At 63.6% G+C, this 20,149-nt stretch carries 17 protein-coding genes; 11 read left to right on the top strand and 6 right to left on the bottom strand.

All coding sequences use genetic code 11. From position 1 onward, the window contains the following. Positions 1 to 482: 482 nt before the first annotated feature. A complete protein-coding gene (locus NFC73_RS20230) occupies positions 483 to 779 on the bottom strand; it encodes a helix-turn-helix domain-containing protein (protein ID WP_254753193.1) in 297 nt (98 codons plus the stop codon). Between the two features lie 22 nt (positions 780 to 801). Continuing rightward, positions 802 to 1,893: a tyrosine-type recombinase/integrase gene (locus NFC73_RS20225; protein ID WP_254753191.1), complete on the bottom strand. Its 1,092-nt coding sequence runs from the start codon at positions 1,891 to 1,893 to the stop codon at positions 802 to 804. A 142-nt stretch (positions 1,894 to 2,035) separates the two neighbouring features. Here NFC73_RS20225 and NFC73_RS20220 point away from each other — a divergent pair, with 142 nt between their 5' ends. From NFC73_RS20220 to NFC73_RS20195, 6 genes are all read left to right on the top strand, one after another. Next, positions 2,036 to 2,512: a single-stranded DNA-binding protein gene (locus tag NFC73_RS20220; RefSeq protein WP_254753190.1), complete on the top strand. Its 477-nt coding sequence runs from the start codon at positions 2,036 to 2,038 to the stop codon at positions 2,510 to 2,512. 122 nt (positions 2,513 to 2,634) lie between these two features. Continuing rightward, a complete protein-coding gene (locus tag NFC73_RS20215; RefSeq protein WP_254753188.1) occupies positions 2,635 to 2,952 on the top strand; it encodes a hypothetical protein in 318 nt (105 codons plus the stop codon). Then, positions 2,949 to 3,230: a ParB family protein gene (locus NFC73_RS20210; RefSeq protein ID WP_254753186.1), complete on the top strand. Its 282-nt coding sequence runs from the start codon at positions 2,949 to 2,951 to the stop codon at positions 3,228 to 3,230. Before NFC73_RS20215 ends, NFC73_RS20210 begins: the two co-directional genes overlap by 4 nt. A gap of 171 nt (positions 3,231 to 3,401) precedes the next feature. Beyond that, positions 3,402 to 3,599 (top strand): hypothetical protein, encoded by a 198-nt coding sequence (locus tag NFC73_RS20205; RefSeq protein ID WP_254753184.1) that lies wholly within the window; start codon positions 3,402 to 3,404, stop codon positions 3,597 to 3,599. A 99-nt stretch (positions 3,600 to 3,698) separates the two neighbouring features. Then, positions 3,699 to 3,956: a chemotaxis protein gene (locus NFC73_RS20200; protein WP_254753182.1), complete on the top strand. Its 258-nt coding sequence runs from the start codon at positions 3,699 to 3,701 to the stop codon at positions 3,954 to 3,956. Between the two features lie 7 nt (positions 3,957 to 3,963). Next, positions 3,964 to 4,446: a hypothetical protein gene (locus NFC73_RS20195; protein ID WP_254753180.1), complete on the top strand. Its 483-nt coding sequence runs from the start codon at positions 3,964 to 3,966 to the stop codon at positions 4,444 to 4,446. A 75-nt stretch (positions 4,447 to 4,521) separates the two neighbouring features. Here NFC73_RS20195 and NFC73_RS20190 read toward each other — a convergent pair whose 3' ends face one another. Beyond that, positions 4,522 to 4,965: a hypothetical protein gene (locus tag NFC73_RS20190; RefSeq protein ID WP_254753178.1), complete on the bottom strand. Its 444-nt coding sequence runs from the start codon at positions 4,963 to 4,965 to the stop codon at positions 4,522 to 4,524. A gap of 441 nt (positions 4,966 to 5,406) precedes the next feature. On the opposite strand from NFC73_RS20190, the gene mobF reads away from it, so the two are divergent. Continuing rightward, positions 5,407 to 10,023 carry a MobF family relaxase gene (gene mobF, locus NFC73_RS20185; protein WP_254753176.1) on the top strand — a complete coding sequence of 1,539 codons (4,617 nt, stop codon included), beginning with the start codon at positions 5,407 to 5,409 and terminating at the stop codon, positions 10,021 to 10,023. A 17-nt stretch (positions 10,024 to 10,040) separates the two neighbouring features. Here mobF and NFC73_RS20180 read toward each other — a convergent pair whose 3' ends face one another. Together NFC73_RS20180 and NFC73_RS20175 are read right to left on the bottom strand one after the other, a co-directional pair. Further along, a complete protein-coding gene (locus tag NFC73_RS20180) occupies positions 10,041 to 10,193 on the bottom strand; it encodes an Lsr2 dimerization domain-containing protein (protein WP_372494693.1) in 153 nt (50 codons plus the stop codon). Between the two features lie 63 nt (positions 10,194 to 10,256). Continuing rightward, the gene (locus tag NFC73_RS20175; RefSeq protein ID WP_254753174.1) at positions 10,257 to 10,724 is read right to left on the bottom strand and encodes a hypothetical protein; all 468 of its coding nucleotides are present in this window, start codon (positions 10,722 to 10,724) and stop codon (positions 10,257 to 10,259) included. A gap of 151 nt (positions 10,725 to 10,875) precedes the next feature. Between NFC73_RS20175 and NFC73_RS20170 the strand changes: the two genes are divergently transcribed. Beyond that, positions 10,876 to 11,973 (top strand): ATP-binding protein, encoded by a 1,098-nt coding sequence (locus NFC73_RS20170; RefSeq protein WP_254753172.1) that lies wholly within the window; start codon positions 10,876 to 10,878, stop codon positions 11,971 to 11,973. A gap of 833 nt (positions 11,974 to 12,806) precedes the next feature. Here NFC73_RS20170 and NFC73_RS20165 read toward each other — a convergent pair. Continuing rightward, the gene (locus NFC73_RS20165) at positions 12,807 to 15,059 is read right to left on the bottom strand and encodes a putative bifunctional diguanylate cyclase/phosphodiesterase (RefSeq protein WP_254753170.1); all 2,253 of its coding nucleotides are present in this window, start codon (positions 15,057 to 15,059) and stop codon (positions 12,807 to 12,809) included. 364 nt (positions 15,060 to 15,423) lie between these two features. Here NFC73_RS20165 and NFC73_RS20160 point away from each other — a divergent pair, with 364 nt between their 5' ends. The 3 genes from NFC73_RS20160 (at position 15,424) to NFC73_RS20150 (ending at position 19,467) form a co-directional block, all read left to right on the top strand. Beyond that, positions 15,424 to 15,726 (top strand): hypothetical protein, encoded by a 303-nt coding sequence (locus tag NFC73_RS20160; protein WP_254753168.1) that lies wholly within the window; start codon positions 15,424 to 15,426, stop codon positions 15,724 to 15,726. 226 nt (positions 15,727 to 15,952) lie between these two features. Next, positions 15,953 to 17,194 (top strand): UPF0158 family protein, encoded by a 1,242-nt coding sequence (locus NFC73_RS20155; RefSeq protein WP_254753166.1) that lies wholly within the window; start codon positions 15,953 to 15,955, stop codon positions 17,192 to 17,194. Between the two features lie 1,040 nt (positions 17,195 to 18,234). Further along, positions 18,235 to 19,467, top strand: a complete 1,233-nt coding sequence (locus tag NFC73_RS20150; protein WP_254753164.1) for an ATP-binding protein — start codon at positions 18,235 to 18,237, stop codon at positions 19,465 to 19,467. The last annotated feature ends 682 nt before the right edge of the window (positions 19,468 to 20,149 follow it).

Genomic DNA, 20,149 nt, shown 5'->3' with positions numbered 1-20,149 from the left:
CCAGCGCCTAACGATGAGGTCGAGGGCCAGTGGCTCCCAAGCACACCACCACTGGCTCTCTTCCGCACGATCGGTGGCTCTGAAGCGCAAGATTGGGTGGCTCTCAAGGCATCAAATACTCACGACAGCAACGCGGAAGCAGAGACGGCAGAAACCGTCGTGATTTAGGGCTCTTTTCTCGTTGCAGGATCGGCAAGGGCTGACGTTTTCGAAGCGGCGGCGCCAGCCGCGGCAGCCTTCGCAGAGCCACCCGGTTGTCCGTGTCACACCCCAGCCGAGGCAATCAAGACAGCTGTCAATGACATGGGGGGCGAAACGGTGGCACCGCTGGCATAGCCCGCCCGAGAAATACAGCGTCGTCGAGCCACATTTGCGGCAGGGCGGCGGGACGACCGGCCCACCCTCCATGCACTCGAAGCAGCGTGTGTGACGTGCCGTCGCTACCGGCCTTTCAGTGCACTTCGGGCAGATGCGCGGCGCGGTCACGCCGGCGGCTGGGTGCGGTTTCGCCCAAGCCTGGGCGTGACCGTGGCGCCGACAGCAACGATGTTCGTCTTCACCGGGCGGCGGGCGGCCACTGCTGCGGGTTCACGAATGAGGAGGTCATTCGGCTCGCAGTCCAGGACGTGGCAGATGATATCGAGGTCATCCAGCCTTATGGATGTCGGGTTACCGGTCCACAGTGCCGACATCTTCCCCGCGCTGATTTCGAGGCCGGCATCAGCCAGCCGTCGTCGCAGTTCGGTTGATTTCCAGATGCCTTGTTCGGCGGCTTTCATGCGCAGATTCCAACGCATTAGTTCACCTCGTTCCCGTTCCCCATCGCTGACTGACTCGATCGTTGGCCACAGCCCACGCTGCTTCGACATGGTTGTCGTGGACGTGGATATAGCGTGTAGTTGTGGAGAGCCATTCGTGGCCGAGCAGGTCCTGAATGGCCTTGAGATCCAGCCCCCGCTCGTACATGGACGATGCGCAGAAGTGGCGCATTCCGTGCGGCGTCAGTCGCCCTGACCATTCGGGCAACCAGGTGTTCACCGCCTTGGTGAACCCGGAGCGCAGCGCATCATCTCCGGCCCGCCGGTTTCGCCCGAGCTCAGGATCTCGTCGCTCACTCGGCAGCAGGGGCGCATCTGGGTCGTTCCAGTCGTCGCCGAACTGGTGTCGAACGTCAGTCAGCCACCAATTCAACAGATCATCGATGCCGTTGATCGCGGGCACCATCCGTGTCTTAGGCCCGCGTCCCATGCTGCCTTTGCCAAAGCGTATGTGTAGCTTTCCCCGCTCTCCTAAGTCGGGCCGCCAGTCCCGGATGTCGAGCATGACGGTTTCGTTGATCCGAAGACCTACGCGCCGCCAGAGCGACGCGGCAAGGTAGTCCCGGGCAGCTGGCAGATACTTGCGCGACTCCGGCAGCGCCTGCCGCCACTCCATGAATAGGGCCTCGACATCGGTCCGGGATGGAGGAACTCGGATCGTGCCGCCGTAGTCGGCCTTGGCTGGCCGGTTGAACTCATCAACGGGCTGGACGACAACGTGACCGGTGAGGTTGTGAATTTCACCCTGGTACCGGGCGGATAAGAAATCAAAGAAGCGTGCGAGCGTGCCTGCCTTGGAGTGAATGGTGCTTTTGGCCAAACCACGAACTTTTCGTTCCCGATTCAGGAACCTGTCGACGTCTTCGGGGGCGGCGGTCCAGACGTAGTTGCCGAGGAAGCGGAGAAACGAGAATATTACCGAGCGTTCCTGATTGATGTAGTCGTCGGTAATTCCGGAGGCTGCAGCGGCCAGGGCGAACTGGTCTACGAGCTCCTGTTCGAAGTCGCCGAGTTCTTGTGGGGACAGGGACCGGCTTGAAAGCGCGGGGCGCACGACGGCAAGCTTCACCAACATGGCCTCACTTCAGCAGGAATGAACAGGGATCATGAAAACCATATATCCTTCAGGAATCCTGACGAAACTTCATATTCCTCAGGAGGGGTTGGATAACCCGGGATTGCGGCTCGTGAGCGCTGCGTGGACAGGAAGGGTGCAAGTGGAACTCGCGGCAGTTGCGACATCCGGATCCGCGGTCGCGAACTTCACTGTCGCCTCGACGCCCAGGACCTTCGACCGGCAGTCCAGCGAATGGAAGGACGGCGAAACACTCTTCCTCCGGGCAGCGGTGTGGCGCGAAGCGGCAGAGAACGTGGCCGAGTCCCTGACCAAGGGGATGCGCGTCATCGTCTCCGGCCGGCTGAAGACCCGCTCCTACGAAACCAAGGAAGGGGAGAAGCGCACCGTGATCGAACTCGAAGTGGACGAGATCGGCCCCTCCCTCCGGTACGCGAACGCCAAGGTCAACCGCACCCAGCGCAGCACCCAGAGCGGACAGGCCACCGACGGCTTCGGCGGCCAGGGGAACGGCACCACGGGCGGGCAGCCCGTCCCACAGGAAGACCCCTGGGCAAGCCCGCAAACAGCCATCACCGGCGACTGGGGTAACGGCCCCGACTCGGAACCACCGATCTAACCCAAGTGTCGGGAGCTGATGGAAACGCTGGCCCCGACGAACGCTTCCACCCAGCGCGACAACGACGAATCATCGCAGCGGCTTGGCTGTTGTCGCAACCACCAGAGGGAAGGACCCTACCGATGAGCGCATTGAATCAAGGATCGGCTAGCGAGAGCACCATCACTACCATCCTGGACCTGCACAATGTGCCTGCCCGGTTCGGTCAGGATCCCGAGCTGCGCGCCATTGCTTACAGCCTGCACCGCCTCGATAACCCGGTCGAAGGGCCGGAAGCCCGCTTCTACGCTGCATCGTCGCTCCTGCCAGGGGATACCCCCGAGGCGGAGGAATACCTCGTGGGCAACCGGACAATGCTCCAGGAGATCCACGCCGACCAGCTGTCCCAACGCGTAGGAAGCCTCGAAGATGCCGAAGAAAAAGATCATGGCAGCTCATGACTAAGCCGACGTCGCACATCACTCCGTACTTCACGCAGGCCCAGGCCGACCAGGTACGCGCGGCCCTCCAGGCCGCCGGGCCTCTGGAAGGGTACGCGTCGCTCTCTGATTTGGTGGTGGCCGCGACGATGCGGGAAGTGAAACGCCTCCAGCGCAAACACAACGGTGGGCGGAAGTGGGACGGTGTGCCTGCCGGGTCGATGCGCCCGGGCCGGCGGACCCGCGTCGAAACCGCCGCCAGCGAGGACAGAGCAGGAGCTCTCGCGATGCCCGAATAGTTGAGCAGGGCAGCCTCACGCCTCTGTCGGTGCCCGCGTATACCGTTGGCCCAGAACAACAACCTGAACCGCAGCTCCAAAGGGAGAACAGCAATGTTTACAACAGTCTTTCTGATTGCCATAGGGGCCTACGCTGTGACGGCCCTCGCGAGCAGGCTGCAAAATGCCGACGTGCTATTTGGACAGGGAGCCGCCGTCCTCGGGCTCGTGGCCGCTGCCGTTGCGTTCCTGTGCGCGGTTGGCAATGTCTTTTACTACCTCGGGGTGGGGGATTTCGGGTACGCCCTGGCATTCCTCTTCGCAGTTGTCGCCGTGATTCTTGCGCGCGTCATCCTCCGCACCCGCGAGACCCTGGCCCGGACGACCTAAGGGACCCCGATCCCCGGAATGCGGGGAGGGGCGGCAGCAGAATTCTTCTGGCCCTTGGACCGCCCGTCACCACCCGCACACGACCGTTAGGACCGGACCATGTTCATCTTTATCTTCCTCGCAGCTTTCGCGGCTGTGGCCCTGGCGGGCTGGATCATCTACGCGCTCACCCACCCGGTCCTGGCCGGCCAAGGCATCCTGATCTTCCTGTGCAAAGCCGCCGGCGTGATCGCCCTGTTGTCCGCGCTTGGTTTCTGGATCGGCCAGGGCTTCGCCCAGGCCATCCCCGGCTTCCTGTTCATGGCCGGATTCTTTTTTGCAGCCAACAAGCTCGAGCTGCGCTGGCGCAGCTGGTGAGTGCCTGATGACTCTCGCCCCGGCAGAACGGTTCTGGGCCAAGGTCAGTAAGGGCCCGCGCCCGGGTGATTGCTGGCTCTACACAGCGGCCGTCTCTGACGATGGGTATGGCCGCTTTACCTTGAACGCTGATGGACGCACCCGGGCGGTACGCCCGCATCGCTTCGCGTTCCATCTGGTGCACGGGCTGCCGCTGGATTCCTTCGGGGATCTGATGCATTCATGCGATGTTCCGATCTGTGTCCGGGCCACGACCGGCGCGGACACGCATCTGGTTCCCGGAACGAACCGGGAGAACATGGCCGACCGTCTGGCCAAGGGCCGGGACTCCAACGGATCGATGTTCCGTTGGCGCGGGCTCTCCCGCGCTCTCTTCGCTGACCGGTCCCGCCTGCTGCGCGATGAAGTCCGCGCGCACGGCTGGGACCGTGAGGACCGCATCCGGGCACTGCTCACCGGGGCGGACCCCGACGCCCCCACACTCTTCTAGAACGCGGCACCCAAGACGCAGATGGTCCCCGGCAGTTCTGCCGGGGACCATCGTTTGCGTGTGCTGGGTTCGTGCTTAGGCTGCCTGCTCCGTCGCGGGCGCTTCCTTGCCCCGGGCATCGGCTGCATTAACGGGCGTGGACTCGCTTTGCCCGGCCGCGTCGAGGTCGAGCAACTTCTTCAGTTCCGCGCCGGAGACACCCAGGCGGGAGGCAACGGCGGACTTCGGTTCGCCGGCAGCAATCATCGCGGCCACCGTGCCGGCGGCGCCCCGTGTTGCCGCTTCGGCGTCTTCCTCTGCTTTGGCCAGGATCGCGTCAGCCTTCGCCTGGGCATCGGCGCGTACCTGGTCGGCCTGTTCCTGCTGTTCGAAGAACTCGGCAGCGAGGTCGATGAGTTTTTCGTGGCGGGCGGTGAGCTCCTGGGCTTTCGCCCGTGCCTTCTCGCGTGCGGCCAACTGCTGTGCGGACTTCCTTGGTGCTGCCATGTTCGTGGGTCCCTCCCCCTGGGTGGTTTCCATGGAACAGACCTAACGGCTAGCGCCGTGACTGGCCCATGGCCGGCGTGGCCGCCGGATCGGTCCTCGCTCGCGCTCGGGCTGGTCGTCAGCGGTTGATCCACTCGTGACCAACCTACAGGACGGACCTCACGCTGCCCGGGCTGGCCGGGGATTGGTTGCCCACACCTGGACAGCCCAGAGAGAAGACCCGTCTCTGACCTGCCCACCTGTGGACAACCCAATCCGTAACGGTTCCACACAATCGAACGCACCGTGGATAACGAAAAGCGTGTTACCCACCGCCCCATTCTCATGTGCAGAACCGCATCAAAGACTTGATGGCCAAAACAGCGCGCGATTGCCTTCTGATTTTCTCCCCTGTCGAAAGGCAACCACACCCTTAATCTGTCACACCTCATGCATCATCGACGAGTGAGGTCCCGTGGCGGGTAGGCTGGGGCGATGATGACCGTGCACAAGCTCAGTGCCGGCGACGGATACACGTACTACACCCGTGAAGTCGCCAGTGGTGATGAGCTGCGCACGAAGGACCGTGCACTGGCGGGCTACTACACCGTGGACGGCAACCCGCCGGGCCTTTGGGGCGGCGGCGGAGCCGCACTTCTGGGCGTCACTGGCGAAGTCACTGAGGTCCAGATGGCGGCCCTGTTTGGTGAAGGGCTGCACCCTGACGCCGCCGCAAAGCTCGCAGCACACCCGTCAGCGAACGTCGCTTTGGGCCAGCGGTACCGCAGGCCAACGCAGAAGGATAACGAGCTCCAGGCACGCATCAACACCGCGACCAGCGACTTCCAGCGGATGAACCACCGCGAGCCGGACGCGGACAATAGGCGCCTGATCCGGACCAAGGAAGGCGCCCAATACTTCCGCGAGCTCAACGGCCGGAACCCTGGCGACAAGGAAGAACTGGGCAGGTTCATCACCGCCCAGACCAAACCGGCATCCCAGACCGTCGCAGGCTATGACCTGGTGTTCGCGCCGGCCAAATCCGTTTCCCTGCTGTGGGCTGTCGGCGGGGCGGACGCACGCGTCCAAATCGAAGCCGCCCACCACGAAGCCATCGAAGAGACCATGGCTTTCCTCGAAAAGGAAGCCACGTTCACCCGGCGCGGGCGCAACGGCGTCCGCCAGGAAGACGTGGAAGGTGGACTCGTCTACACGACATTCCGGCACTACGACTCCCGTAGCGGGGATCCGCAGCTGCACGATCACGTCGTGGTCTCGAACAAGGTCATGGGCGCTGACGGGAAGTGGTCCAGCCTCGACGGACGCCTGCTGTACCAGTTCAACGTCGCCGCGTCCGAGCACTACAACCGGACCGTCATGGAGAAGGTCTGCACCCGCCTGGGCGTCGGAGTGACCGAACGCAAAGTCTCCGGGGACCGGCCCGTGATCGAGATCGCCGGGGTGGACCTCGCCGCCATTGAAGCCGGGTCCTCCCGCTCCGGGGATATCAAACCGGTCCTGGATCAGCTGGTGCAACAGTTCACCGCGGACCACGGGTACGCCCCGAACACCAAGCAGATGATCGCCCTCGCGCAGCGGGCCACCCTCGACACGAGGCCCGAGAAAAAGGCCGCCCGGAAGCTCTCCGCTCTGGTGGCGGAGTGGACCGAAGAGTTCGCCCAGGTCCCCGGCATGGCCGTCGGCCCTGCCGCCGTGTCCAAGGCCCGGGCACACCGGCACGACGCCCGCGACGCCGCCGAGCGTGAAGGCAAACCGCTCGTAACCCACGCTGACGAGGTGGACCCGGCCATCGAAGCCGCCGGTGTCATCCGTACCCTGGAGCGCAGCCGCGGCGTGTGGGGGGAACACCACATCGACGCCGAAACCCGCCGACGCCTCGGGTCCAAGTTTGGTGAGCTACCCATCCCCAAGAACCTCATTGAACAGGTCAAGGCCCGCGCCATTGACCAGTTCTCCCTCCGTATTACTGCGACCAACCCGGCCTCCGAACTTGAGGCCCTGCGGCTGCGCAACGGTGCCAGCCGGTACGGCAAAGTCCACTCCACCCTCTACACCTCCTCCGGCGTCCTGCACAGTGAAGACCGGTTGCTGACCGCCGCCCAGCGCACCGTCATCCCCGCCGCAACACGGGATGCTTTTGATCTTGCCCTGGCCACCCAGGACAAAGAATTTGATGCCGGGCAGCTGCGCATGGCCGGTGAGTTCGCGTGCAGTGACAAGCTCCTGGTGGTCGGTGTCGGCCCCGCCGGTGCCGGCAAGACCACGGCCCTGAAGCTCGCCGCCGACACGGTGAGGGAAGCCGGCGGCAAGGTGATCGGCCTTGCCCCTACGGCCGCTGCAGCAGCAGTCATGGGCAAGGAACTGGGAGCCAACGCGACCACCATTGACTCCTTTGTCCTCGGCCATAAGACCCAGAACCCCAACAGGGTTTCCCTGGTACCCGGGGACGTGATCTTCCTCGACGAAGCCGGCATGGTCGGCACAGAGCTGTTCGCCGCCGTCGTCACGATCGCGGAACAGCACGGCGCTGTGGTCCGGGCCCTGGGGGATGATAACCAGCTCTCCGCCGTTGGTTCCGGTGGCGCGCTGCGGTACCTGAAGAACACCGTCGGGGCGGTGCACCTGGAGGACCTGCACCGCTTCCGGAACGCCGACGGCAGCCCCAACAACGCCGAAGCCGCGGCCACCCTGGCGCTGCGCGAACCGCCGGCTGTTGGTGAAGATGACCCGTGGGCCTTCTACCGGGAGAACCGCCGCGTCGTCGGCGGGGACACCGAAACGATGACCTCCCACGTCTACACGGCATGGGAGAAGGACACCGCCGCCGGTAAGCACTCAGTGATGATGGCCTTCGACAACACCACCGTGACTGAGCTCAACGCACGCGCCCAGGCCTACCGGCTCGGCACCGGCGCCCTGGCCGACGGCCCGGCCGCAACGCTGCGGGACGGCCTCGCCGCCCGCGCCGGCGATGTCGTCGTGACCCGGCAGAACAACCGTCGCCTGTCCCTGAACCGCGGCAAAGACTTCGTGAAAAACAACGACGTCTGGACCGTGGCCGAAGTACACCCGGACGGGTCCCTGACCGCCAAACACCAGGGCCACGCCGGAACGATCACCCTGCCCGCAGAGTACGTGCGGGAGAACACGATGCTCGGCTACGCCGCGACCATCCACCGCACCCAGGGCCTGACCTGCGATACAACCCACGCCCTGATCGGCTCCGGCCTCTCCCGTTCCCTTGCCTACGTCGCCGCGTCCCGTGGGCGGGAGTCCAACAACCTTTACGGTGTGGTCCAGGACGGCGAAACCCTGGCCGACGTGCTGCGTTCCGTGGCGGGGAACCACGACGGGAACCTCACCGCGCACGAACAGATCGACGCCGCCCGCGCCGCCGCCCGGGCACTGCCCGAAATGGTCAACGTCTACAAAGACATTGACGACCAGGCCAACGAGCTCCGCATGGCCAACACCGCCCGCAGCATCCTTGGTGAAGGCGCTGCGGAGCCGTTCATTGCCTCGGACGCGTGGGGAGCGATCGCCACACACCTGCGCAAGGCCGAGAACGAAGGCTTCAATGTCGCCAACCTCCTGACTGACGCCGCACGGGATCCTTTCGAGGAATCCCAGGACGCCGGGGCCGTCCTGGCCTGGCGCGTGGAGGACAAACTGGACTACTGGCGCACCCGCGCCGAGGCGCCCGTGCGCCGGCCCCTGGAAGCCGTTACTGATGAAGCACTGGAACGTCTCCAGCGCCGCGCGACCGGTGAGCTGGTCCGCGCCCGGGCGAACACGGCCGAGAACCCCGGGGCCCCTGCACCGGACAGGCATGACCTGGCCCGGACCTGGTTGGCCGAGACGAAGGAAACCCCCTGGCAGTCCCGGCTCCATGGTCACGTCACCGATGATGACCTTGACGCCCGGATCACCCGCGCCAAAGAGCAGCTGCGCACTGACGTCACCATCAACGATCCCTCCGCGGCCGCCAAGGCCCGCTGGCTCGCCGGTTCCCTTCAGAAGGAGAAGGCCTTGCGTGGGCTGATGCCGGAGCCGGTCCGTGCAGATGAAGCCTACGAACGCGGTGCGGTCACCAACTACAGCCGCGATGAGAACGCCCCCCGCGTCCAGGCAGCCGATCAGATACTTCGCCGGATCGAAGCGGAGCAGGCCCTCCGCCGGCGCCTGCCCGAGCCTGTGGCCACCACCCCGGCCCCGGATGGTCTGCCGGCATGGATGGCACCGGCAGACGTCATCACGCACAAGGACACCCCGGCCCTGTGGCGCAAGGAACTCGAAGGGCGCCGTGAGGCCATGGCCCAGGAAGTCAACCGTCTCGGATCCCAGCTCGCGGCCGCCCCGCCCGCATGGGCCGAAGCCCTCGGGCCGGTCCCCGCGGACACGCAAAAGCAGCAGCAGTGGCGGGACCTGGCCGCGGAGGTCAAGACCTTCCGCGATACCTACCGGATCCCGGAAACCGAGACGAGAGTTCTGTCCGCCGAGTACACCGAAAAGGGAACGGGTTCCGAGCTGGCCGTCCGCGTCACCGCCATGCACAAATACTCCGCCCAGACTGCCAAGGAACCGCTGTCGGCCGAGGACGCAAAACTCATGGCAGAGGCCGCCGAGGTCCAGGCCACAGTGGTCACCGAACCGACGCCGGCAGAGCGCGTCGTGGACGTGCTCCGTGAGGAACGCTCCCAGGACGTCACCCTGACCCCGGAGCAGGAACAGGCTGAACACGTCGCTGATACAGCCCGCAAGGTCCGTGAGAACATGGACGCCCGCCAAGGTACACCGGCGCCCGAGCAGGCTCCGGAAGCCGTCAACGAGGCGTTGAAGGACATTGCCGAACGCAGGGAAGCAGAGCGCTCCACCGGCGAGACGGCCGGCGGGGAAGCCAAGACATCATGGCAGGAACGGCTGGCCGCCGCCCAACAGAAGCAGCCCGCCACCAGCAACGATTTCGCCGAAAAGCTGGCCCGAATCCGCAAGGCCCAGGAAGACCAGGCCGCGGAAGAAGCCAAACGGAAGGCAGCCCGCCGCGGACCCACCGCCGGCCCGGCACAGGGCCGCCGCGGCCCCACCCTGTAGTGCGCTGACCTGTTCGCCTAATTGCCGGGCCACGTCGGTAAAGCGGGAGAGGGCAACGCGAAGTTCCGCGGCGTTGGCTTCGTTGAGGCAATTTCGTATTCAGACCCATCTAAAGTGAACCGTATTGTTTCGCTGGCCTCGGAACCGTCGATGTCGTCGGTAAGGTTGATTACAGTAACCGTTTAAGGGCCGGAGCAGGCGTCTGATTCGTCTGGCTCAAGGGGCTGAAATTGTCAGTCGTGGAGTGGCTCCGGCCGCATCCGTTCCACGTCCAGCTCCAAAGCCAGCTTTTCTTGGTCGCTTAGTAGCCGTATCGCCCGCTCGTACAATTGCAGGCCAGCGGCCCAGTTGTCCCAGCGGCCATCGCTTTTGACGACGCCGGTCCTGGATTCGAATTCCCGCACAGCAGCAGCGATCAAAATTGCCGTAACCACCTCGTCGTAGGGTTGATTCTCCGTCTTGCAGAAGCCAGACATTGCCGGGTGCCTAGGCATATCGGTTCCTCTGAGGTGGAACGTCTCATAGCTTTCACCGTTAGCCTTGTCGCCGTTCAGCCGAATGCCCTGCGTCTCGGTCATTGCAGGGAGGCCCTGGCCGTTCGGACCGCAGATGGTCACTGATGAGGTGGCAATTATTTTGCCTGCATCGGAGATTACCTCGGGCGTAGCACTCAGCCCCGAAAAGTAGTGGGTATATCCCATAGTTCTGCCTCTGGGTCCTTCCTATGTATCTGTAAGGTGCGGCGGATATGGCGAGTGAACGGGGAACCTAAGCACGCTTGAGGGCACTAGGCACTGTACTGTGAGATTCACAGGATTCACAAGATTCATAGACATTCACAGGAGCCGTTCCATGGAGAACCCGTTTCGCCCCACAGCGGGGGCTACCCCACCCGATCTGGTCGGGCGCGGCGGAGTGCTGGATGAGTTCGCTTACGGCCTCCGCATCGGCTCGGGAGCACCAGGCCTCTTAACCATCTTTACTGGAGCCCGGGGTATCGGCAAGACAGTCATGCTGGGCGCGGCCGAAGATCTTGCGATAGCCAGTGGGTGGGCGGTGATCTCCGAGACGGCCACCGGTGGGTTCTTGAGCCGGATTGGTGAGGCAATGCGCCGGCTGACCAACGAATTGGGCGATGGGCCCACAGGTCGGCGTGTCACAGCGTTATCAGTTGCTGGTTTCGCGGTTACCACCCAGCTCGCTCCCGAGGAGCAGGTTGATTGGCGTGTCCGTGGCTCTGAGCTTCTGCGTCTGTTGGCGCAGCGGGGCACCGGCCTGGTCATCACTGTTGACGAAATCCATGCCGCTGACCGGACCGAGTTGTCCCAACTCGCAGCCGACGTACAGCACTTCATCCGCGAGGGCCTGCCCATCGGACTCATCTTCGCCGGCCTGCCTGCCGCAGTCTCCGACCTGCTCAATGAGGGCGTCGCCACGTTCTTGCGCAGAGCAGACCGCATCGACCTTCATGCAGCTTCGATCGCTGAAGTCGAGCGCTCCTTTGCCGAAACATTTGAAAGCGCTGGGAAGACTCTCGGATCCGACCTGGCAAGGACTGCGGCAGAAGCGACCGGCGGCTACCCCTTCCTAATCCAGTTGGTCGGCTATTACCTCTGGCAAGAAGCCGAAAGGGGCCCTGGAGGCCTGGACTCCGCAGCTGTGGACCGGGCTGCCGCGGCCGCCTGGCGTAGAAACGAACGCGTGGTCATCGAAGCTGCACTGGCAACAACGTCCGGGAGGGATCGCGACTTCCTGCAGGCCATGGCAGAGGATTCTGGGCCTTCCTCCACTGCCGACATCGGCAAACGAACCGGTATGCGGCCGAACGCTGTGGGAAACTACCGAACCCGCCTGCTGGACGCCGGACTCATAGAGCCTGCAGGACACGGGCTTGTCGACTTCGCAATCCCCGGATTACGCGAATACCTGACACCGCGTCCAACTTATTAGCAGCAATGCCGCTCCGAGCGGTAGGGGATAAGGCGCCTCATGACCAAGGGTCAAACGGCGCTCGGTGTGGTCTACTGCCCATTCCCGCCTTCACAGGGAATTCCAAGGTCCAGGCACGCATAATTAACCGAAGTTCCGGTCAACCGCTATTTGACCGGAGCTTCGCCAATCGCGGGTTTCCCGGTGGCACTTGCTGGGTAGCTGACTGCGGACATTCGGCGGGAAGCGGGGCCGCGGAGGTATTCCCTTCAATTGGCGGCTGCGACGGAGACGCAGGTTATTAGATGGCTGACCAGTCACTATCAACAGCAGGTCCATCCAGCAGCAGCTCGCAGAGTGCTCGGGGACAGCAATACTGGTGAGCGAGAGTGCGTTTCCAGAAGCAGGAGGCTTCCGAGCAGGTAATCCCTTGCTCGCCCTTTCGGTCGGCGTGGATGCGGACACGCCACTGATGCAGCGGCGCAGCTCGGACTGAACAGGAACACCTGCTACAAGTGGATCCGGACCGACTGGATCCGGACCGACCGACTGGCCCGCAAGCGCGCCGATCAAACCGAATCGCGAGGCCCTTCGGCGGCTGCGTGAGAACTGGCATTCGCGCCACGAGAGAGCCGGGTGCGTGAGGGGTTCCGCTTCGCCGCACCAACGTCCCCTGCAACCGAGAACCGTCAAGTTGTCATATGGTTCCGTGCTGATGGCTTACCCGCCGGCTTCAGTTTTCCTTCGCTTCGTGCTGGAGGTGGAACAGCTACTCAGCCTGGTGGAGGACGAGCTGCGGCTGCGTCCAGCGTCCGGGCGCCCAGGAAGGGACTCCGGTGTCCGGGCACCTGTCCTCAGGAGGCCGCGGGAATGGGCGCTTGTGCCAGCAGTAGCGCTTCCATCATCTGGGGAGGCCCGGGACGGGATAGGTGGTAACCCTGTCCCATAGTGCACCCGAGGTCTCGCAGCAGGTGCAGTTGTTCGGGTTCTTCGATGCCTTCGGCTATCACATCGAGGGAGAGTTTGTGGGCGAGTCCGAGGATTCCTTCGAGCATGGCGGTGGATAGGGGTTTGTCTTCCTGCGCACGGAGGAAGGATCGATCGATTTTGAGGATGTCCGCGGGGAGTGCGGCAAGCGTGCTGAGGGAGGAAAATCCGGTTCCGAAGTCGTCAATGGCGATACGGGCGCCCAGGGCTTTGAGCTCTGTGAGGGCGGTGATACCTCCTTCGATGTTTCTCGCCAGGGCGGTTTCTGTGATTTCGAGTATCACGTTGGCCACTTGGGTGGCGGGCCGGGAGAGGATGTCTTTGATGGCTGCCAGGCTTCGGGGGTTCCGGAGCTGCAGCGGGGAGAGGTTGACTGCAATCCAGAGGTCAGCACAGCCGGGCAGGTTCCGGCGCCAGGTGGCGGCTTGTTGGGTGGCCGTCTCCAGCACCCAGGAACCGATGGCGTCGATGTCTCCGGTTTCTTCGGCCAAATGCACGAATTCTGCCGGGGACAGGATCCCTCGGGTGGGGTGGTGCCAGCGGACGAGCGCTTCGGCGCCCAGAATCGTCCCGGTGTCCAGATCGGCGATGGGCTGGTAGTCGATGCGGAGCTGGCCCGCTGAGGTGGCCGCGGCGAGGTCAGTCTTAAGGGCGGCCCGGTATGCCATGTGGTCATAGCCTTCGGCGTCGAAGAGCTGGTAGCGGTTTTTGCCGCCGTGTTTGGCCATATACATGGCGAAGTCAGCTTCCCGCATCAGCGTGGTGGGGTCCTTCGTTTCAGGACGCTTATGGGTTGCTCCCATGCTGACAGTGACCAGCAGCCGGTCTTTACCGAGGTGGAACGGTTTACGCATGGCCTTATGAATCCGTGCCGCGACTGCTCCGGTCCCGGGGTATTCGACCTGAGTCATGATGATGGCGAATTCATCCCCGCCCAGGCGGGTGACCATGTCATGGGGACGGACGCAGCTCTTCAGCCGGGCGGCGACGCCGATGAGCAGGTCATCACCGGCGTCGTGGCCGAGCGAGTCGTTGACGTCTTTGAAATTATCCACATCGATGAACAACAGCCCCACCTGATGGGGTAAGAGATCACTATGGGGGCAGAAGGCGGTGGCAAGGCGCTCCGTGAGCGCAGCCCGGTTGGCCAGTCCGGTCAGGGGATCGTGGGTGGCCCGGCGGATCAGCTCCTCATGGCTGTCGTTGACCGCGGCAGCAAGGGAATTGAACCCCTGCGCAAGTTCGCCGATCTCATCACGGCGGACCACACTAATGCGGTGACCGTACTCGCCGTTCCGCAGCCTCGCCACGCCCCGGTGCAGGTCTTCCAAGGGCTGGATCAGGTACTTGATCATCCGCCTGCGGAAGTACAGGATGGCGGCCGCAGTCAGGCAGAACAGGGTCGTGCGTGCTGCGATGACGAGCTGTTCGAGCCTGCCACTGGAGGCGAGCCCGCTGTTCAGGGACTCACGGGAGGACCGATCAATGCCGTCCACTTGTGCGCGGATACGAGCGCCTGCGGCAGTGAAGGCAGCAGCTTCCGCCGTACGGTCCACCCCGGGTGTCTGAAACTGTCCGGCCCACAAACCATGGGCCACCAGGTTCTCCTGCCATGCCCGGCGGGCTTCCTGGACATCAGCCCTCATACCCATCTCCACGGGAAGGACTATGGCGGCGTTCTCGAACAGGCCGGCAAGGTGCTGCTGGCCCTGGACGTAGGCGGCACGGTCCGATGGTGCGTCGGAGAGCACGAGAAGTCCCGCCTGCTCGTGGGCAACCAAGGCGCCCCGCAGACCGGCGACGACCTCCGCCTCGGCATGCAGCCGGGACGCGGCAGAACGCACCTCGTTCATGACTTCACGGATACCCACGACCGTCGCTGCAGCCCCAAACAGCACGGCAAGGAACATCAGCAGGAACACCCAGGACCATTCACGCTGCAGACTCCAGGTCCGGAACGGCGCACCGGCACGGACCCGGGGCAGGACGACGGCCGGTCCCAGGTCCGGACGGCGGCCCCCACCCTCATCCGGACTGTTCGACGGGCAGTCAGCTGAAATGTTTGTAAACGGCGCCCCGTAACCTTTATCGCCATTGACCGGGCCACGCTCTGCCATCATCTACCTCCGAGAAGATGCAGGAACGCCCCGTGCCACCACAGCGGAGCGTATCGGAACGGCCGGGACAAGTCCGCACATGACGGCATTTCCGCACGCAGGCCAGCAGAAGCCTCTCCACCACAACCTGGATCAGACAAACATCAGTCCCTCCGCCGAAGTCACCAAAGGGCTGGTTACTTGGATTTCCCCCACGATACATATTCGGAAACCAGGGCAACCGTAGCGCGCTTCCCAGTCCCTGCCGATGAGGGCTGGTGCACAGGAGTTCGCGTTCCGTCGGAAATTGGTCCTCCCGAAGCTCTGTCTGGACAGTGTATTCCGGATCTATGGTGGTGCGTGAGGAACGACGACGGGAGCACTCTTCATGATTACCCTGCAGATTGAACACGAGGTCCGGGACTTCGCCACGTGGAAGGAGGCCTTCGACAGTGACCCGTTGAACCGCTCGGCCTCGGGGGTGAGGTCCTTTCGAATCTCGCGTCCTCTGGACCAAGAGGACTACGTGATGCTTGAAATGGATTTCGATACGCAAGAGGCTGCGGTGGACTTTCTGGCCCGCCTGCAGAACGATACGTGGAAGACCGGCGTGACTGCCCCTACCTTGGTCGGTGAACCGTCAACCAGAATCGTGGAGACGATCGCTGTCCAAAGCGTGGTGCCCACGTAAGCCCGCGATGACGTCTGGGTTCACGACCCTCATGCGGATACCGAGGGCTTAGCAGCCCAGTCGGTGTAGGGATCGGCACTTGCCCGTGATTGCGCCTTGTCCATCCGGCAGATGCTACCGCGGCAGCTCAGGAGAGGCGACGGGCGGGACAGAACGGACGGGGGCGCCCGGGGCCGGGCAGTAACGCGACTGCGGAACGGGCCGTGGTGCGTGTCATTCTTGGGGTATGGCACGAACCTGGTTGTCGGTGACGGTGGAACTGCTCGGCGGTCGTGGTGAGGAGCTGTGGCCGTGGCCCGGGCGTATCTTCGCGGTCGGACCGTCGCATACCTTCATGGATCTCGCCGATGCCATCAATGATGCTTTCGCCCGGTGGGACCGTTCGCACCTGTCACTGTTTACCCTGGCCGACGGCCGGGTCGTCACTGATGAAGAGACGGGAGCAGAGATGGCCGGATCGATCAGTGGCCCGATCACCGCACCGATTGACATTGCTGCTGCCAGGGTCGTCCGGACGGTGGAGCCGGGGGCTGAGTTTCAGTTCACGTTCGATCTCGGTGACGCCTGGATGCACCGGTGCGTGGTCGGGGAGGTGAAGGTCGACCCGTTGGAGGTATTGGGTGTCCGTCCTGTTGTCCCCCTGCCGTACTGGGGCTGGGGCAGCATCCCGGACCAGTACGGGCGCCGGTGGGCTGCCGACGACGGGGAGAGCCGGGCACCGGGGAAACCGGGCCAGCCGCATCCGATGCTGTTGCACGCCTGGCCCGCACAGGTGCAGATACCGGCGCTCGACCTGTCCGAGCTGCGCGAAGCCATCGCGGCGGCAGATGCGGCCCGCTTCCTCGCGGCAGTCACGGGACGGAACATTGACGACGCTCTGCAACAGGTGGGGGCCGGGATACCGATGGCGCTGAAGCACAGACGCCAGGAAGCCGAGCCGGTGGCACTGTCGGTCATCAACCGGCTGAGGTGGCGCGGCGGGCCTGGTGACCGGGTGCTGGCCGAGGACCTGCTGGCCGGTCTGCGCCGCGAGCCGCTGACAGGACGCGTGGTGCCGGTAGACCTCGACATGCTCAGCATCGTGCTGGAAGGGGATCCCGACCTGTCGACCGGCGGCTATCTCGATCTGCGCACCGGGCAGGTGTACGACGAGGCCGCCACTGACCCGATGATGGTTGGGGAGGACGTTGCCATCGACGTGGAGGAGGAGCCGGACCGTTGGCTTCGGCTCGACCGCGCTGGGTCGCGGGACGGCTGGCGGGACATGGAGGCCTTCGTCGAGCGGCAGCATGATGAGGCCCTCCGGGAGCGGCTGGAGCGGGCCATCGAGGGCAAAGGCGCCTTCAGCCGGTTCCGCGACGTGGTCCACGGCGAGGACCTTGGCGAACAGTGGTACGTCTTCTCCTCCGACCGGCAGATGGGCCGTGCCCGCGAGTTCCTCGCTGACAACGGCATCCGCGTGGGCTGACGGGAGCCGGGCCCGGCCTGCGGGCGCAAGACCGTGCCGCCCGCCAGACCCCTCAACCGGCAGCTGAGCCGCGCCGGTCGTGAGGTCCAGCATGGTTCCAGGTCGTCCGGTGCAGATTGCCGATTCTCGCTCCCGGGTTTTCTCCGCCGATTCAGCGTCACGAGCCAGTGCCCTCCGCTGGAGGCTTCATAGGGAATCCTCAGGATCGTGTATGCATAATGAACTGAAGCTCCGGTCAACCGCTATTTGACTGGAGCTTTGCCAATTGTGCTGTCCGGGCCGCGCCGGCTTTGGCGTTTGCCACGACGCTTCAGCGGGGTAGAGGATCCGGGACGTATCGTCTGCGACGGCCTAGCGAAGGACAGCTCCACGTCGCCTGCAGTGCCAGCTTTCGGCGACGTCCTGGGCAAGCGTGCCGCCGTGGAACAGCCGGACAAACGCACCAGTCGCTGGCCGGCAAATTCCGCGAGGGGGTGGCTTGGCCTGCCGGGGGATAGCATCGGCAAAGCGGGCGGTTCCTCTGAAAGTTGGGGCTCGGAGACGGCGTGGTCCAGCCAACACTAGAAATATCTACTGATATCTATCGTTTTGCTATAGGTGTAGATATTTCACTAGACATTCGTAGAGATGAGGCTGCATGGACCCCGTGTCTATGCCTACTCGCCCGGTGCAGGACGAAAACCGGCGGCCCTTGTCGGACGCGACCAGCCCCGCCGGGATTGGCAGGTTGCCATCGAACGTGTTGAACACCAGTGGAGGGACCTGCTCCATCACGGAGCGAGGCCAATCTCTTCCGCCGCTGTTGATCGCGCCTACCCGGGCCTGGTTGAGTCTTGGGATTTTCCCACCCGCGAAAGCAGCCAAGGCTTTCATCCGTCGTTGAACCACCGGAACCTTTGATTCTGTCAGGATGCCGGGGACTCGCTGAAGCCAGGGCGCACAGCATTGGGTAAGCTTCGAGCCCGGCCCCTGACTTTATTGCAAAATACATACTTTATTAGAAATCAATAAACTACAGTAAATCTTGTAAGATTCGTGGCATGGATCCAGTGAACAACCCCTACACTCCGAACGCGGGTGCGACGCCGGAGATTGTCATCGGTCGTGACGATCTCCTTGAGGACTTTCGGATCCTCCTGCGGAGGCTCGACAAGGGCCGCGCCAATCAATCCATGATCGTCACCGGCCTGCGCGGTGTGGGCAAGACCGTTTTGCTGGGGGAGTTCCGTCAGATAGCCGAAGAGTTCAGATGGAAGGTGCTGGAGCTCGAGGCCAGCAAACACGATGACGACCACTTCCGCAGGACGATCTACTCGCAGCTGCGGGCCGTGCTCTACCAGATTTCACCACGAGCCAAGTGGGGAGACAAAGCACGGAAGGCTGCCCAGGTCCTGCAGTCCTTCAGCCTTTCCATCGATCCTTCCTCGGGTATCCCGACCCTGTCACTCGATGTCGACGCCGCCGAAGGATTCGCCGATCACGGCAGTCTTACCCTGGACCTGACGGACGTCCTGGTTTCGATAGGCGAAGCCGCCAGGGAACACGGGACGGGCCTGGTGCTGCTGTTCGACGAGGTCCAGTTCCTGAGCCAATCACAACTCGAAGCCGTCATCCAGGCGATCCACAAATCGGTGCAGAGAAAACTCCCGGTCACGTTCGTCGGTGCGGGGTTGCCCCAGATCGCCGAGCTTGCCGGCGACGCAAAATCCTACGCCGAGCGGCTCTTCAAGTTCCCGAAACTCGGCTCCCTGGATTTCGACGATGCCAAGAAAGCCCTGGCCGAGCCGGCGCACATCGAACATGTGCATTTCGAGGACGATGCACTGGTCCGGGCGTTCGACCTCACGGAAGGTTATCCATACTTCGTGCAGGAACTTGGGTACCAGGTGTGGGCAGCCGCAGACGGCGACTCCATCACCCTGGAAGATGTCGAGGATGCAAAGGACGCCTATGAGGCAAAACTTGATTCCTCGTTCTTCCGCGTCCGGCTCGACAGGGCCACCCAGCTGCAGATCGCCTACATGCGCGCCATGGCACAGCTGGGCCCCGACTCCCAAAAGGCGGCCGACGTCGCCGCCGTCATGGGACGCGAGTCCACCCAGCTGGCCCCCACACGATCCGAACTCATCAACATGGGCCTGCTTTATACGCCCGCCCACGGCTACGCGGGCTTCACGGTGCCGCACTTTGACCGGTTCATGCTGCGGGCCGTGCCGGCGCTGGACGTCCCCCCGGTTCAAAAGCGCCGCGCTACGCCCAAGAAAGCCGGGTGAGCGGATGCGCGGGCCTTTAAGGGTCCGCAGTTTCGTGTCCTCTCCAGCCCGTGGAACCAGTGCGGGATTCTAGCCATGTGAAGCTGGCACCACCCCGGAAGTGAGTGGGCGGTTTTGGTTGTCCCGCGTATGCAACCCTCGTCGGCACGGACCTCCCTTATGACCCGGGTCGGTGGAGCTGAAGATAATGTGCGCGCACCTCGAACCACAGCCTCAATCCATCAATACCAAAATCTACCAATATCTAGGTTTTTGATAGACTTCCGTATATTTCTTTAGAGTTCCCTGGAGATGAGGTTGGCTTGGATCCTGTGTTGAATCCTTATTCGCCCGGCGCGGGTCGGAAGCCGGCGGCGCTTGTCGGGCGCGACCGGCCCCGCCGGGATTGGCAGATTGCGATCGACCGGGTTGAAGCAGGCAGGACGGCCCAGCCTTTTGTCCTCTATGGCGAGGTGTGGGCAAAACGGTCCTGCTTTCGGATTTCCGCCGGTCCGCTGGCGAGCGGGACTGGCTGGTCGCCCAGGTTGAGGCCGGCGCCGGCAAGTCACTCCGCGCGGCACTAGGAGACTGCTGAATTAGTCTTGGGTTGGGCGCGTCGGCTGGACTCGTGGGCCTGGTGGTTAAGACTGGTCTTATGCAGGGACGCGAGGACGCGCAACGCGGGTATTTGGATGTGGAGGCG

It is taken from the genome of Pseudarthrobacter humi (assembly GCF_024294965.1).
In the GTDB taxonomy this organism is placed as follows: domain Bacteria; phylum Actinomycetota; class Actinomycetes; order Actinomycetales; family Micrococcaceae; genus Arthrobacter; species Arthrobacter humi.
This window is presented reverse-complemented; position numbering and strand designations above follow the sequence as displayed.

Bases quoted from the DNA above. Each gene is read 5' to 3' on its own strand.
- NFC73_RS20175 (WP_254753174.1), bottom strand. From the start codon at position 10,724: ATGGGATATACCCACTACTTTTCGGGGCTGAGTGCTACGCCCGAGGTA.
- NFC73_RS20230 (WP_254753193.1), bottom strand. From the start codon at position 779: ATGAAAGCCGCCGAACAAGGCATCTGGAAATCAACCGAACTGCGACGA.
- NFC73_RS20165 (WP_254753170.1), bottom strand. From the start codon at position 15,059: ATGATGGCAGAGCGTGGCCCGGTCAATGGCGATAAAGGTTACGGGGCG.
- NFC73_RS20190 (WP_254753178.1), bottom strand. From the start codon at position 4,965: ATGGAAACCACCCAGGGGGAGGGACCCACGAACATGGCAGCACCAAGG.
- NFC73_RS20195 (WP_254753180.1), top strand. From the start codon at position 3,964: ATGACTCTCGCCCCGGCAGAACGGTTCTGGGCCAAGGTCAGTAAGGGC.
- NFC73_RS20200 (WP_254753182.1), top strand. From the start codon at position 3,699: ATGTTCATCTTTATCTTCCTCGCAGCTTTCGCGGCTGTGGCCCTGGCG.
- mobF (WP_254753176.1), top strand. From the start codon at position 5,407: ATGATGACCGTGCACAAGCTCAGTGCCGGCGACGGATACACGTACTAC.
- NFC73_RS20155 (WP_254753166.1), top strand. From the start codon at position 15,953: ATGGCACGAACCTGGTTGTCGGTGACGGTGGAACTGCTCGGCGGTCGT.
- NFC73_RS20215 (WP_254753188.1), top strand. From the start codon at position 2,635: ATGAGCGCATTGAATCAAGGATCGGCTAGCGAGAGCACCATCACTACC.
- NFC73_RS20160 (WP_254753168.1), top strand. From the start codon at position 15,424: ATGATTACCCTGCAGATTGAACACGAGGTCCGGGACTTCGCCACGTGG.
- NFC73_RS20225 (WP_254753191.1), bottom strand. From the start codon at position 1,893: ATGTTGGTGAAGCTTGCCGTCGTGCGCCCCGCGCTTTCAAGCCGGTCC.
- NFC73_RS20150 (WP_254753164.1), top strand. From the start codon at position 18,235: ATGGATCCAGTGAACAACCCCTACACTCCGAACGCGGGTGCGACGCCG.
- NFC73_RS20210 (WP_254753186.1), top strand. From the start codon at position 2,949: ATGACTAAGCCGACGTCGCACATCACTCCGTACTTCACGCAGGCCCAG.
- NFC73_RS20170 (WP_254753172.1), top strand. From the start codon at position 10,876: ATGGAGAACCCGTTTCGCCCCACAGCGGGGGCTACCCCACCCGATCTG.